Genomic DNA, 12,938 nt, shown 5'->3' on the forward strand with positions numbered 1-12,938 from the left:
CCTGCGTGCGGCGTTTAGAACGCGCGCATCGGTACGGTGACAACATCCCCGGGTTGCACCGGGTAATTGGTGGCGAGATCGCCCTTCTGCAGTACGTTGTCCAACCGCACGGCATAAGGCGTGGTCACGCCGTTCTTGTCTTCGCGATACAGTTCGGTGCGATCAGGCGCCGCGAACTCGGTCGTGCCTCCGGCAGCCAGCACCGCGTCCAGCACGGTCATGCCCTGGCGATACGGAATCGATACCGGCGTGCGCACGGCACCGGTCACGCGTACGCGCGACAAGTACTCGTGACTGCGCAAGGCAGTGAGGATCACGGCGACCTGCGGATCGCGTACATAGGACTGCAGCTTGTCCTTGATCTCCGCCGCGACCTCTTCGGGCGTCTTGCCGCCGGCCATCACATCGCCAATCAACGGCACGGTGATCTTGCCGTCCGGCCTCACCGGCACGCTGACGCTGAGGTCGGGGTTCTGCCAGACGGTGACCTGAAGCTGATCGTCCACGCCAATCTTGTACGTGGACACCGCCTGCGCGGCAGGATCGATCTTCGGCGCCTCGGTCGAGCCACGTCCGGTGGCACAACCGGTCAGCACCGCGGCTACGCAAACAGCAAACAACAGAGTGAGAACTTTCATGGCGGGGCCCCCTGCGCATAAAGTGTGAACTGCGTCACTTGCGAGTATATCCACGGCCCACGAGAACTTGACAAAACCATTCGTTCTATGTCTTGACGCACATGGAATCTGGAAAAAGGCGTTTGCGCAGCGCGCCTGTACCAGCGCCGCGGCGATGGCAACACCAGTCTGGTCAAAGGGGATGGGGATCCTTGCGGTGTCGACCCTCCATGACGCCAGCCGGATTTAGGCCGTTTGGCCGATAGCTCGGAAATTCACGCTTCTGCAGACCCGCCCTGTCGCAGGCGCGAAACACTGTCGACCCGGCCTATGCATGCGCTTCGCCAAGCTGCTGCCGACACCCGCAAGGACACCGCCGTGACGCAAACGCCCGCCATCACGCCTTTCGAGGCCCAGCCGCTGAAAGGAACGACCATCCTGGTGACCGGAGGTGCGCAAGGTATCGGCCGCGGCATCGCCCAAGCCGTGCTCGGCGCCGGCGGCAATGTGTTGATCGGCGACTTGAATAGCGAAGCCGGCAAGGCCTGCCTCGACGAATGGAACGTGGGCGAACGCGCCCGCTCCGCGGTGCTTGATGTATCGCGCGAAGCCAGCGTCAAACGATGGATCACCAGTGCGCTCAGACACTACGGCCGCATCGACGGACTGGTGAACAACGCCGGCATCGCCGATCCGCACAGCGGCCCACTCAGTGACCTGTCGCTGGAACAATGGAACCGCTACCTGGCACCAACCTCACAGGCACTTTCCTCTGCAGCAAACACGCACTGCCATCACTGCAGCATCAACACGGCAGCATCGTAAACATCGCCTCCACCCGCGCACTGCAATCGGAACCCGATTCCGAAGCCTACGCCGCCACCAAGGGCGGCATGCTCGCCTTCACCCACGCACTGGCCGTGAGCGCCGGCCCCAAGGTGCGAGTCAACGCCATTCTTCCTGGCTGGATAGCCACCGACGCATGGCGCGAGCCTGCTGAACGCAGCGCTCCCAGACTCAGCCGCCGCGATCACACCCAACATCCCGCGGGCCGCGTAGGCACTCCTGAGGACATCGGCGCTTTGGCCGTCTATCTACTTTCGACGCAATCATCCTTCGTCACCGGACAGCATTTTGTGGTCGACGGTGGGATGACGGTGAAGATGCAGTACGTTTGATGGCAGGGGATCGCGTCACGAAACTCGCTCACCCTTAGGCCTTGCAGCTCTCTAGCGAATTGGCAAGGCCCCACTGGGGGCCTTGCGTAGATAGCTAAGGAGACTCCCATCAATGAGAGCGACCGGTGTGCCCCTCACTTTTCGTTGAACTCAATGGCGTACAGCGGCTTATAGTCATCACCCGTGCCTTCGAGCATGAGATTGACCGAATTTCGCGTCAAAAATGCCATCTGCGCCAGATTGAGCATATTCACACCATAAGCCGAATTGCAGGTCCAACTCGCGCCTGCCGTAACCGAACCGGGGCCGTAGCGATACCGAAGAAAACAACTTCCATACTGGTTGGATTTCACGGATATCACCGTAACTCCTGGTTCCGTGTAAACCCCTGCTCCCTGCGCCGTAAGCACGACGCCCAGAACACACATCGCGACCAGGCCCTGAACAAGCTGACGTTTCATAGGTTGCTCCTTGTGAGGTAACAGCTAGACGCTGTGCTTAGAGATCCGATCGCCCTGCGGCGCTCGCTTGCCAACTCAGCCCAACTATCAACGCATCGAGGTCGGCAACACGCTCGGGACCGGAACGGCAGGTCTGAGTTGGGCTGGCTGCCACCTGCGATAGACGCTTTGCCGAGCTGCCTGAGCAGCTCGCAAAGCAGGCGGACATGAAGGCCAGCCTGCCGCCGGGCGAGGAAAGCAAAAGACCGTAATGCTGCAAGGTGTCTGCGGCATTGGCTGTGTAAGGATTCGCGTTCCCTTGAGTGTTTACGTTGAAATATCGCGTGTTCGGAATCGAACGCGACCCGGTTGCGGTGACCTCCTGGGTCTCCACGATATTCTGAGCCGGGATGCCGTCCACGGCGTCCCATTCGTCCGCCCGACGAGCCATTTCGAGTGACAACACCGAAAGAGGGCTGACCGACCCGGAGCGTTGCTGCAGCCAGTCCATCGACGCCGGGCCGCTGTAGAACGTCTGGTCGGCCCGAATGCGATAAATGTAGGTGACGCTGCGTTGCAGAAGATGCTTATTGGCAATGTCCCGTGCGGCGTTGAAGTTCGCGGCCGTCGAAACAAACGCGCTCGTCGAGCCGTCGCTGCTACATGTCGCACCGTTAATGTGCGCCACAATGTTGTGGTTAGTGCCCCATGCACGGAAACCTTCCGCAAAGATCACGCTCGGCGGCCTTGTATCGACGCGATACACAAATTTCGGCGGCGCGGCGAAGGCCAAGCCCGCGACCCCGATCTGACAGACAAGCAAGAACGCTACGAGGCGCTTTTTCATAGTTGCTACCTCCCCTTGAAGGGCCAACAAGCCGGATGGCGGCACGGAACAGCGAGCCAGATGCGCGAACTTTCACAGTGATCGGCCGCTGGACTGCGACCACGCTAGTGTCGGAAAGCATCTGCCATGTGGTCGCGAGTCCGGCCAAGTCGACACGCGATACCGGCAACCCAACCTTCCGCCCCAGCATGCGACGCGCCGGGTCTGCAAAACAAAGCAGTAGGCATGGCACCCAAGGGATGTCGAAAGCTGCCTAGGTCTGTGCGCAAGGCCAATCAGCTCTCGGCTACGCACAAAGAAAGAATCGATCTTTGATGGATGAATTCCGCTTGCAGACGTCCTTGGCTGCGGAAGTTCTGTCCTTGAACGCTGCCATCGTGCGCATTTCCCATGAGGCATCGCAATGGCGCACAGCCTTTTCATCTGTCGGCTTTTCCTGCAACACACGTACCGAATGTCAATGCAGCTCACTGCAATCGCATTAGCCAACGTCGAGATGCCCGTCAGGACGCAGGGGCTGTGACGGCGACCGCGGCATCGGGCGTGCCAAGTCAGCAGCACTTTGCAGCGCGCCGTCACCGTCGCCGATGACGACAGAGCCGAGCGCAGGAGATCAAGCCGTCATAGGACGAATGCGATGGCGCATCACGATGACCACGGTGCTCAGATCGGACTGCCCGCATCGCGACGCCTGAAGAGAGCCGATCCGTTGCGCGAAGAATGCGTCGAGGCTTTACGGGCGCCTTGGGCGTGCCCTGCCAGCGGACTAAGCTTCAGGACAATGGGACACGCAAAACAAAAGGCACCTAGATTTCTCTAGGTGCCTTTCGAATTGGTGGGCCGTGAAAGATTCGAACTTTCGACCAATTGATTAAGAGTCAACTGCTCTACCAACTGAGCTAACGGCCCTGAAACTGTTTGTACTTACTTTCGTCAACTGGGGTGGAAGATGGGACTCGAACCCACGACCCTCGGAATCACAATCCGATGCTCTAACCAGCTGAGCTACATCCACCGCAAACTTTGAACTGGCGCGCCCGACAGGAATCGAACCTGCAACCGTCGGCTTAGAAGGCCGATGCTCTATCCGGTTGAGCTACAGGCGCTTGTGCACATTGTGCATAGCATCTGCATGGTCGGGGCAGAGGGATTCGAACCCCCGACATCCAGCTCCCAAAGCTGGCGCTCTACCAGGCTGAGCTATACCCCGATTTCGAAACCCTCAACCTGTTCGGGCTGAAGCTTTGAAATGCTACGGGTGACGCCTAGCCTAGTCAATCCGTATCAAAGCACACCGAACTTCTAAACCTTACGTTCGGACCGCCTGGCGATTCATTGCCTTGCGGTGCAAGCCGTGATGCGAACATCACATCTTGCTGTTATATGGCGCGCCCGGAGAGATTCGAACTCCCGACCACCAAGTTCGTAGCCTGGTACTCTATCCAACTGAGCTACGGGCGCGTTTTAACTTTTGCCTTGTCGCTTAACCACCGAGGTGGAAAGCGCCGAAGCGAGAAGCGGAATTATTCAGATTCGAGGGCGGTGCGTCAACTCTTTTTTTCAGTTTTTTTGCATTGCCGTGTGGAAATCTTCACGTTCGGCGATGACTGCACTTCACTCGAGCCCGCTATTTTAGCCTTCTGTTTCACTTTCGGCTACACCTTCACGCAAAAAAATTGCCGATCCTTTGTAGGAGCGCACTTGTGCGCGACCGCAGCGCCATGTCGCCTCTGCTTCGCCTGGTTGTCGCGCACAAGTGCGCTCCTACAGTGGTCCGTCGCCAGAAGCGCTGCGCTCTCGCAGCGTTCGCGCGCAAAAGAAAAGGCGGCCTATGGCCGCCTTTCTTCTGTGCATGTAGCGCGATCAGCGATCGGCGACGCGGCTCTGAGTGGCCGGATCACCCACCTTGGCGCCGCTGTCGCCACGCGGCGGCGGAGGCGGCGGCGTAGAGCCGCTGGAGTTCTTCGACCAATCCGCCGGCGGGCCAGGTACGCGGCCAGCCATGATGTCGTCGATCTGGCGCGCGTCGATGGTCTCGTACTGCAGCAGCGCGTCGGCCATCACGTGCAGCTTGTCGATGTTGTCGGTCAGCAGCTGCTTGGTGCGGGCGTAGTTGCGATCGAGGATGGCACGCACTTCCTCGTCGATCTTGCGCGCCGTCTCATTGGAGACGTTCTTGTGCTGCGTGACGGCGCGGCCGAGGAACACTTCGTCCTCTTCCTCGCCATAGGTCACCGGACCGAGCGTGTCGGACAGGCCCCACTTGGTGGCCATGTTGCGGGCCATCTTGGTGGCGCGCTCGATGTCGTTGGACGCACCGGTGGTCACCTTGTCCTCGCCGAAGATCAGCGCCTCGGCCACGCGGCCGCCGTACAGCGAGCACAGCTGCGATTCGATCGCCACGCGGTTCATGCTGTACTTGTCGCCCTCGGGCAGGTACATCGTCACGCCCAGCGCGCGACCGCGCGGGATGATGGTGACCTTGTAGACCGGGTCGTGCTCGGGCACCAGACGGCCGACGATGGCGTGACCGGCTTCGTGATACGCCGTCAGCTTCTTCTCGTCCTCGCTCATGGCCATCGAGCGGCGCTCGGCACCCATCAGGATCTTGTCGCGCGCCTTGTCCAGATGAATCATGCGCACGTCGCGGGCGTTCTCGCGTGCGGCAAACAAGGCAGCCTCGTTCACCAGGTTGGCGAGATCGGCGCCCGAGAAGCCCGGGGTACCGCGCGCGATGGTCATCGCATCGACGTCCGAGGAAATCGGCACGCGACGCATATGCACCTTGAGGATCTGCTCACGGCCCTTCACGTCCGGCAGGCCCACCACGACCTGGCGGTCGAAGCGACCCGGACGCAGCAGTGCGGGATCGAGCACGTCGGGACGGTTGGTGGCGGCGATCACGATGACACCTTCGGTGCCTTCGAAACCGTCCATTTCCACCAGCAACTGGTTGAGGGTCTGCTCGCGCTCGTCATGACCGCCGCCCAGACCGGCGCCGCGATGACGACCGACCGCGTCGATTTCGTCGATGAAGATGATACACGGCGCGTGCTTCTTGGCCTGCTCGAACATGTCGCGCACGCGGCTGGCGCCGACGCCCACGAACATCTCCACGAAGTCCGAACCGGAGATCGAGAAGAACGGCACCTTGGCTTCGCCGGCGATGGCCTTGGCCAGCAGCGTCTTGCCGGTACCCGGGGGACCGACCATCAGCACGCCGCGCGGAATCTTGCCGCCCAGCTTCTGGAACTTGCCCGGATCGCGCAGGAATTCGACCAGCTCGCCGACTTCTTCCTTGGCTTCATCGCAGCCGGCGACGTCGCTGAAGTTGACCTTGATCTGATCCTCGCCCTGCAGCTTGGCGCGCGAGCGGCCGAAGCTCATGGCACCGCGACCACCCGCACCGGCCTGCATCTGGCGCATGAACCAGATGAACACGCCGACGATCAGGATGATGGGCAGCCAGTTGAGCAGCAGGCCCAGCAGCGAGAAGCCGTTGTTGGAAGGCTCCTGGCGGACCTCGACGCCCTTGTCCTGCATCTGCTTGACCACCCCGTTGGTGGACCAGCCCAGGACCGGTGCGACCGTGCGGAACGAGCTGCCGTCCTTCAGCTTGCCGCTGATGGCGGCCGGCTGGTCGGCACTGATGTTGGCCGAGGCCACGTTCCCGTTGTCGACGCTCTGCACGAAGCTGCTGTAAGGCAGGTCCGACGAGGAGGCGCCATGCGGGTTGAAGCTCTGGAACACGGTGAGCAGAACCACCGCGATGATCAGCCAGAGCAGCAGGTTTTTCGCCATTTCATTCATGCACGGTTCTCGCCGGATTGCCCGCCATGGATCTTTCGGCCCACAGCTAATGCATACACCTCCCGCGAACGCGCGCGGGAGGCCTTGGGTTTACGCATCGTTACGCGGGTGAAGTCTGCGCGCAAGCTGCGGATGTAGTCGTCAAAGCCTGTCCCCTGGAACAACTTGATCAGAAACGAGCCGCCGGGCTTGAGCCATTGGCGGCTGAAGTCCAGCGCCAGCTCGGCCAGGTCCATTGCCCGGATCTGATCCGACAGGGCCACACCACTCATATTGGGGGCCATATCAGACAGCACAAGATCGACCTGTTGCCCCTGCAGGCGGCTTTCCAGCTCCTGCAGCACCGATTCCTCGCGAAAATCGCCCTGAAGGAAGTCCACGCCGCCAATGCCCTGCATCGGCAGGATGTCCATGGCTACCACGTGACCGGTGTCGCCCAGGCGCTGGCGTACCAGCTGCGACCAGCCGCCGGGGGCGGCGCCCAGGTCGACCACGCGCATATTGGGCTTGAGCAGGCGATCCTTGTCGATCAGCTCTTCCAGCTTGAAAACGGCACGCGAACGCAGCCCCTCAGCCTGGGCTTTCTTCACATAAACATCATCGAAGTGCTCCCGCAGCCAGCGGGAACTACTTTTGCTGCGAGCCATAGGCCGAGGTGCCACAGATACGGGGGAGATGGCCGCATGATACCCTTACCTGTCCTATCGCAGTGAATCCGAGACTGAACGCATGGCACTTTCCAATTCGCAGCGCCGCTACCTGCGCAGCCTTGCGCACGATCTCAGCCCCGTCATCCTGCTGGGCGCCAAGGGCGCGACCGAGGCTGTGCGCAAGGAGTTGGATCTGGCGCTGTCCCAGCATGAGCTGGTCAAGGTGAAGCTGTCCGGCGGCGACAAGGACGAGCGTCAGCAGCAGATCGACTTCCTGGCTGAAGGCACGCAGTCCGAAAGCGTGCAGCAGATCGGCCACATCGTGGTGCTGTTCCGCCGCAACGAGGACGAGCCCAAGCTCGCCCTGCCCCGCTAAGGGCCACCCGGCGATGGATCTGTCGCTCGATCGTCCCGAAGGCTATCTCTTTGTGCGCCGTGTCGGCGCCCATGGCATTACCGTGGTGGATCGCGAGTTCACCCGCAGCTTCCTGTTGTCGCCCGAGCGCCTGGTGGAAGACTGGCCGGTCGCGGCTGCGTCTGAGCTGGACGCCAGTCATATCGACGCCATCCTCGCCTTGAAGCCGGAAGTGGTGCTGGTGGGCACTGGCGAGCGCCAAGTGTTCCCGGCCCAGGCCTTCATGGCCGGGCTGCTGCGCAAAGGTGTGGGCGTGGAAGTGATGGATAACGCTGCGGCGGCGCGTACCTATGATTTGCTGGCTGGCGAGAGTCGGCGCGTGGTGGCGGCGTTTATCCTGCCCGCGTAAAAGCACCTGGTTCTCCTGTGGGAGCGCACCCTGTGCGCGACGGCCTCGAACCTTGAGGCAAGGCCCGTCGCGCACAGGGTGCGCTCCCACAGTGTTTCAACTTCGGTTTTAGCGCGGCGGCAGGTATCCCAGCGGATCCACCGGATTGCCATCCTTGCGAATCTGGAACTGCAGCTCATCGCGCGACGCACCCGTCGAACCCATCTCCGCAATCGGCTGGCCTGCCGTGACACGCTGACCTTCCTTCACCAGTCGCTTGCTGTTGTGGCCATAGGCCGACAGATAGCTGTCGTTGTGCTTCACGATCACCAGCTCGCCGTAGCCGACCAGGCCGTTGCCGCTATACACGACCACGCCATCGGCAGCCGCGCGCACCGGATCACCGGATTTGCCGCCGATCTCGATACCGGGAATGGCATCGCCGGATTGGAAACGTTTGATCAGCGTGCCGTCGGCTGGCCAACGCCAGTTCACGCCGCCATTGCTGCGCGTCGCGCCCGGAGCGGCCGGTACCGGCGGAGCGGGAGGAGGCGTATTGGCCGCAGTGGCAGTGGGCGCACCGGCCACGGGAACCACTGGCGTGGTGCTGGCGGCAGGCGCCGGCGTGGCAGGGTGTGCCGCTGACGGCGCAGGCGGCGTAACGACAGACGTCGTATTTGCAGTGGACGGTGTTGCCGGCTGGAAGCCCGGCTGAGCTTCCGGCGCAGGCGTCACCACGCGGCCGGTCGACGGCGGTGGCTTAGTCGCCGTCGCCACCACTGGCGCCGTATGCATGGCCGCCGCTGCCGGCGGCCTGCCGTCGGCGGGAGCCAGCTTCAGCTCCTGCCCCGGCCAGATCGTGTAAGGCGAATCGATATGGTTCCAGCTCGCCAGGTCGCGGAAGTCCACGCCGTTGCGGAAGGCGATCGAGTAGAGCGTGTCGCCCTTGGCCACCTTATAGGTGCCGCCCGGCACCGGACGCGCTGTCGGCGTGACCACGCGCGAGGAGCTGCCGGCCGATGGCTCGACCACGACGGAGCGCTGGGTGCCGCAGGCAGCCAGCAGGACGACGGAGGTCAGGATCAGTGACCGGAGATATCCATTCATATCGGTCAGCATAACTAGGCGACGCGTCATTTTCATGCGTATTGCTTGCACGGCAGCCGAAGTCCGCCGGCCGGCGTTCAGCGCGACAGCAACCACCAGGCCAAAAGGCCGGCTAAAATCACCAGCGCCGCCCAGCCAATGCGCTCGATATGCTTGTGCAGGATGCGCTCGGCACGCTCGCCAAAAATGCGGATCAGCAAGGCCAGCAGCCACACGCGCTTGCCGCGGCCGACCGCCATGCAGACCAGGAACGGAATCACCGGCACGCCCACGATGCCCGACGCCCACGTGACGAACTTCATCGGGACCACCGGCTGCAACGCAGCCAGCGCAAGCACCAGCAACAGGCCCAGCCAATGCTGGTTCATCTGCAGGCGCAGGTTGTCCACGCCCTTCTCGATGGGCGCCAGCAGATGCAGGCTGTCGAGCAGCGGCGACAGCGCATGGAAGGCCCAATGGCCCAGCGCGTATCCGACCAGCGAACCCAGCAGCGAAAACAGCAGGCTGATGTTGGCGTAGAAAAAAGCCTTGTGACGCTTGCCGAGCATCATCGGCGCCAGCATCACTTCCGGCATGATCGGGAAGATGAAAGCCTCGACGAAACTCAGGCCGCACAGGTAATACACAGCCCTGGGGTGGCGCGCCCACGTGAGTGCACGCGCGTAAAGCGGTCCGAACAGACGCATGCTTAAACGTTTCCTTGTGAGCGCATCAGCCGATGCCGCCAAGCAGCGGCACGAAACTGACGGCGGCCAGTTCTTCCTGGATGAAATCGCCCTGCCCGTCGCCGCGCATGCGTATCAGGGTCTGGTTGCTGGGCGAACCGACCGGGGCGACCAGCACGCCCGTGGGGCTGAGCTGGTCGAGCACGGCGTGCGGAATCGCATCGCCGGCGGCGGTAAGAATGATTGCGTCGAACGGTGCCTCGTCGGGCCACCCGAGTTTGCCGTCGTCATGGCGCGAGCGAATATTGTTGAGGCCGAGCTGGCGGAAGCGACGGCGCGCCTGGCGCAGCAACTCTTCGATGCGCTCGACCGTGAACACCTGCGGCACGATCTGCGCCAGCACCACCGCCTGATAACCAGAGCCCGTGCCGATCTCCAGCACCTTCTGCGGCACGCCCTGCTTGCCGTCGGGACGCTCCAGCAGCGCTTCGGTCATGCGCGCCACCACCCACGGCTGGGAGATGGTCTGCCCGTGGCCGATCGGCAACGCGGTGTTTTCGTAAGCGCGCGAATGCAGCGCCTGATCGATGAAATGGTGACGCGGCGTATTGCGGATCACGTCGATCACGCGCTGATCGCGGATGCCCTCTTCCTTGAGCTTTACGGCGAGGCGATCGCGCGCACGCTGCGAGGTCATGCCCTCGCCCTTCAGTGCGGATGGCGGCAAAGGATGCACGTTCATGCCCTCACGCTGCCTCATCGGCCGGCTTGCCGCCGGCCACGCTCTTGTTCAGGCCGCCGATCCAGCTGCTGACCTTTTCCAGCGCCTGGAAGCGGGTCAGGTCGACATGGATGGGCGTCACCGAAATATAGCCGCGATGCACCGCATTGAAGTCCGTGCCCGGGCCGGCGTCGTCGACGGCGCCCGACGGGCCGATCCACCAGATTTCCTTGCCGCGCGGATCGGTCTGCTTGATGCATGGTTCCGAACGGTGGCGCTTGCCCAGACGGGTGACTTCGAAGCCGCGGATCTGATCCCACGGCAGGTCGGGCACGTTGACGTTGAGGATGGTGTCCGCCGGCAGCGGATCGACCAGCAGCTGCTGCATCAGCGCCAACACGGCATTGGCCGCGGAGTCGTAGTGCTCGCCTTTGTGATCCTTGGTGACCAGCGACACGGCAATCGCCGGCAACCCCAGGAAACGACCTTCCATCGCCGCCGAAACGGTGCCGGAGTAGATGACGTCGTCGCCCAGGTTGGCGGAGTTGTTGATGCCCGACACCACCATGTCCGGCTCGTAGTCGAGCATGCCGGCAAGCGCCAGGTGGACGCAGTCGGTGGGCGTGCCCGCCACGCGGTAGTAACCGTTGTCCATCCGCAGGGCGCGGATGGGGGCGTCCAGGGTCAGGGAATTGCTGGCGCCGGAGCGATCGCGGTCGGGCGCCACTACAGTGACCTGACCGACCGCGCCAAGGCGTTCGGCGAGCACGCGGATGCCCGGTGCATCCACGCCATCGTCGTTACTAACAAGAACTCGCATGATGATCCGTTCTAAGCCAGTCGCGGCGACGCGGATGGGGCTGCGTCTGCCGGTGAAGCTTGAAGTCTACCGGACCGGGGCGGCGGTTTCACATCAGATAAGCGCGCACCCGCGCCCGATTCCAAAGGCCCGCCATGGCCCCCGGCTCAACCAGGCCGCGACACAGGCGTGACGCCCGTGCATTACGATTCATGGCATGAAACATCGCCCGCCCTCTCCGGTCTCCGACGATGACGCGCGCCTCTTCCGCGAGGCCCTGGGCGACCAGGTGCGTCCCTTCGATCCGGTCGAGCCCACGCCGGCCGCACCCAAGCCCGAACCCCAGGCGCATATGCTGGAAGCGGACGAGGCGGCCGTGCCGGGCGAACTGCTCGACATGGCCTTTGACCCGACCATCCTCGAAGTGGGCGAGGAACTGAGCTATCTGCGCGACGGCTATCCACCCAAACTGCTACGCCAACTCAAGCGCGGCCAGTACAGCATCCAGGACGAGATCGACCTGCACCAGATGAACGCCGCCACCGCGCAGGCCTGCATCACCGATTTCCTCGCCGAAGCCAAACACCAAGGCATCCGCTGCGTACGCATCGTGCACGGCAAAGGCCTGCGCTCCCGCGCCGCCGGGCCGGTGCTGAAAGTGCTGACCGATCGCATGCTGCGACGTCGGGATGATGTGGTGGCGTTTGCGTCGGCGAGGCCGATGCAGGGTGGGACGGGGGCGGTGGTGGTGCTGTTGAAGGGGCGGTAGGGTTTTTCGTTGCCTTGGTGCGCCGGGCGACACCGATCGGGACACGACGAGCGACCTGGCCCCAACCTAACTGTAGGAGCGCACCCTGTGCGCGAACACCCTACGGAGCGGTACATCTGAGCTCCGCGGTCGCGCACAAGTGCGCTCCTACAAGGGGGTGCGTACGCCGTGGCTCAAGTTTTCAACCATGCGGGCCGCTTGTCTGTGGGAGCGCACCCTGTGCGCGACAAACCTACGGAGCGGTACACCGAAGCGTGGCTGTCGCGCACAGGGTGCGCTCCCACAGACAAGCTAAGCGCCAGGCGCGGCACCAAGTGCGCCATCTGTGACTCACAGCCGATGCGCAGCGAGGCCCGGCTTTAAGTCCTCAGCGATTCGGGCGCGTTGCGCAGCGCATTGAAGTATCCCCTGTGTACCCTCGGAGGTTGTCCCACAACCAGTTACCTCGAGCGTTCGGGCTTATCCCAGCACGATGCTGCGGGCGTTATCAGGCCATTTTCTTTGGGTTACTTTCGACGCGAAGCTAGTCCCGTGGGATCTTTTGGGCCAGCAAAAGAAAAGTGACTCGAGCGGCGGCAGCCGATCGAAACGC

General features: G+C 62.7%; 12 protein-coding genes, 5 tRNA genes and 1 pseudogene. 4 read left to right on the forward strand and 14 right to left on the reverse strand.

Annotated elements, in window-relative coordinates; genetic code table 11:
* Positions 1–14: 14 nt before the first annotated feature.
* Positions 15–638, reverse strand: a complete 624-nt coding sequence (locus AB4Y82_RS09755) for an XrtA/PEP-CTERM system exopolysaccharide export protein (RefSeq protein WP_082121019.1) — start codon at positions 636–638, stop codon at positions 15–17.
* A gap of 309 nt (positions 639–947) precedes the next feature.
* On the opposite strand from AB4Y82_RS09755, the pseudogene AB4Y82_RS09760 reads away from it, so the two are divergent.
* Positions 948–1,795 (forward strand): annotated as a pseudogene (locus AB4Y82_RS09760) (SDR family oxidoreductase).
* A 134-nt stretch (positions 1,796–1,929) separates the two neighbouring features.
* On the opposite strand, the gene AB4Y82_RS09765 reads toward AB4Y82_RS09760, so the two are convergent.
* The 9 genes from AB4Y82_RS09765 to rlmE form a co-directional block, all read right to left on the reverse strand.
* The gene (locus tag AB4Y82_RS09765) at positions 1,930–2,256 is read right to left on the reverse strand and encodes a hypothetical protein (RefSeq protein ID WP_441603171.1); all 327 of its coding nucleotides are present in this window, start codon (positions 2,254–2,256) and stop codon (positions 1,930–1,932) included.
* Positions 2,257–2,293: 37 nt separating this feature from the next.
* The gene (locus tag AB4Y82_RS09770; RefSeq protein WP_441603170.1) at positions 2,294–3,082 is read right to left on the reverse strand and encodes a scabin-related ADP-ribosyltransferase; all 789 of its coding nucleotides are present in this window, start codon (positions 3,080–3,082) and stop codon (positions 2,294–2,296) included.
* An 833-nt stretch (positions 3,083–3,915) separates the two neighbouring features.
* A tRNA-Lys gene (locus AB4Y82_RS09775) sits at positions 3,916–3,991 on the reverse strand.
* A gap of 29 nt (positions 3,992–4,020) precedes the next feature.
* Positions 4,021–4,097, reverse strand: a tRNA-His gene (locus tag AB4Y82_RS09780).
* A gap of 14 nt (positions 4,098–4,111) precedes the next feature.
* Positions 4,112–4,188 (reverse strand) — tRNA-Arg (locus AB4Y82_RS09785).
* Between the two features lie 27 nt (positions 4,189–4,215).
* Positions 4,216–4,292: transfer RNA gene (locus AB4Y82_RS09790), tRNA-Pro, on the reverse strand.
* Between the two features lie 174 nt (positions 4,293–4,466).
* Positions 4,467–4,543, reverse strand: a tRNA-Arg gene (locus tag AB4Y82_RS09795).
* A 402-nt stretch (positions 4,544–4,945) separates the two neighbouring features.
* Positions 4,946–6,892 (reverse strand): ATP-dependent zinc metalloprotease FtsH, encoded by a 1,947-nt coding sequence (gene ftsH, locus AB4Y82_RS09800; RefSeq protein ID WP_441603169.1) that lies wholly within the window; start codon positions 6,890–6,892, stop codon positions 4,946–4,948.
* The gene (rlmE, locus tag AB4Y82_RS09805) at positions 6,889–7,539 is read right to left on the reverse strand and encodes a 23S rRNA (uridine(2552)-2'-O)-methyltransferase RlmE (protein ID WP_441603168.1); all 651 of its coding nucleotides are present in this window, start codon (positions 7,537–7,539) and stop codon (positions 6,889–6,891) included. The genes ftsH and rlmE overlap by 4 nt, the downstream gene beginning before the upstream one ends.
* Before the next feature lie 82 nt (positions 7,540–7,621).
* Here rlmE and yhbY point away from each other — a divergent pair, with 82 nt between their 5' ends.
* Both yhbY and AB4Y82_RS09815 read left to right on the forward strand, forming a co-directional pair.
* Complete coding sequence (gene yhbY, locus AB4Y82_RS09810; protein ID WP_441603167.1) at positions 7,622–7,918, forward strand: ribosome assembly RNA-binding protein YhbY; 297 nt, start codon at positions 7,622–7,624, stop codon at positions 7,916–7,918.
* A 13-nt stretch (positions 7,919–7,931) separates the two neighbouring features.
* Positions 7,932–8,306, forward strand: coding sequence for an Mth938-like domain-containing protein (locus AB4Y82_RS09815; protein ID WP_441603166.1), 375 nt, complete (start codon positions 7,932–7,934; stop codon positions 8,304–8,306).
* A gap of 108 nt (positions 8,307–8,414) precedes the next feature.
* On the opposite strand, the gene AB4Y82_RS09820 is transcribed toward AB4Y82_RS09815, so the two are convergent.
* From AB4Y82_RS09820 to surE, 4 genes are all read right to left on the reverse strand, one after another.
* Positions 8,415–9,404, reverse strand: coding sequence for a peptidoglycan DD-metalloendopeptidase family protein (locus AB4Y82_RS09820; protein WP_441603361.1), 990 nt, complete (start codon positions 9,402–9,404; stop codon positions 8,415–8,417).
* Positions 9,405–9,469: 65 nt separating this feature from the next.
* Positions 9,470–10,078 carry a YqaA family protein gene (locus tag AB4Y82_RS09825; protein WP_046971491.1) on the reverse strand — a complete coding sequence of 203 codons (609 nt, stop codon included), beginning with the start codon at positions 10,076–10,078 and terminating at the stop codon, positions 9,470–9,472.
* Positions 10,079–10,103: 25 nt separating this feature from the next.
* Positions 10,104–10,799 carry a protein-L-isoaspartate(D-aspartate) O-methyltransferase gene (locus tag AB4Y82_RS09830; RefSeq protein WP_082121017.1) on the reverse strand — a complete coding sequence of 232 codons (696 nt, stop codon included), beginning with the start codon at positions 10,797–10,799 and terminating at the stop codon, positions 10,104–10,106.
* Positions 10,800–10,803: 4 nt separating this feature from the next.
* The gene (gene surE, locus AB4Y82_RS09835; RefSeq protein ID WP_441603165.1) at positions 10,804–11,598 is read right to left on the reverse strand and encodes a 5'/3'-nucleotidase SurE; all 795 of its coding nucleotides are present in this window, start codon (positions 11,596–11,598) and stop codon (positions 10,804–10,806) included.
* Between the two features lie 196 nt (positions 11,599–11,794).
* Here surE and AB4Y82_RS09840 point away from each other — a divergent pair, with 196 nt between their 5' ends.
* Positions 11,795–12,346: a Smr/MutS family protein gene (locus AB4Y82_RS09840; protein ID WP_441603164.1), complete on the forward strand. Its 552-nt coding sequence runs from the start codon at positions 11,795–11,797 to the stop codon at positions 12,344–12,346.
* Positions 12,347–12,938 lie beyond the last annotated feature (592 nt).

Origin of the sequence: Dyella sp. 2YAF14, from assembly GCF_052114725.1 — a bacterium.
In the GTDB taxonomy this organism is placed as follows: Bacteria; Pseudomonadota; Gammaproteobacteria; order Xanthomonadales; family Rhodanobacteraceae; genus Dyella.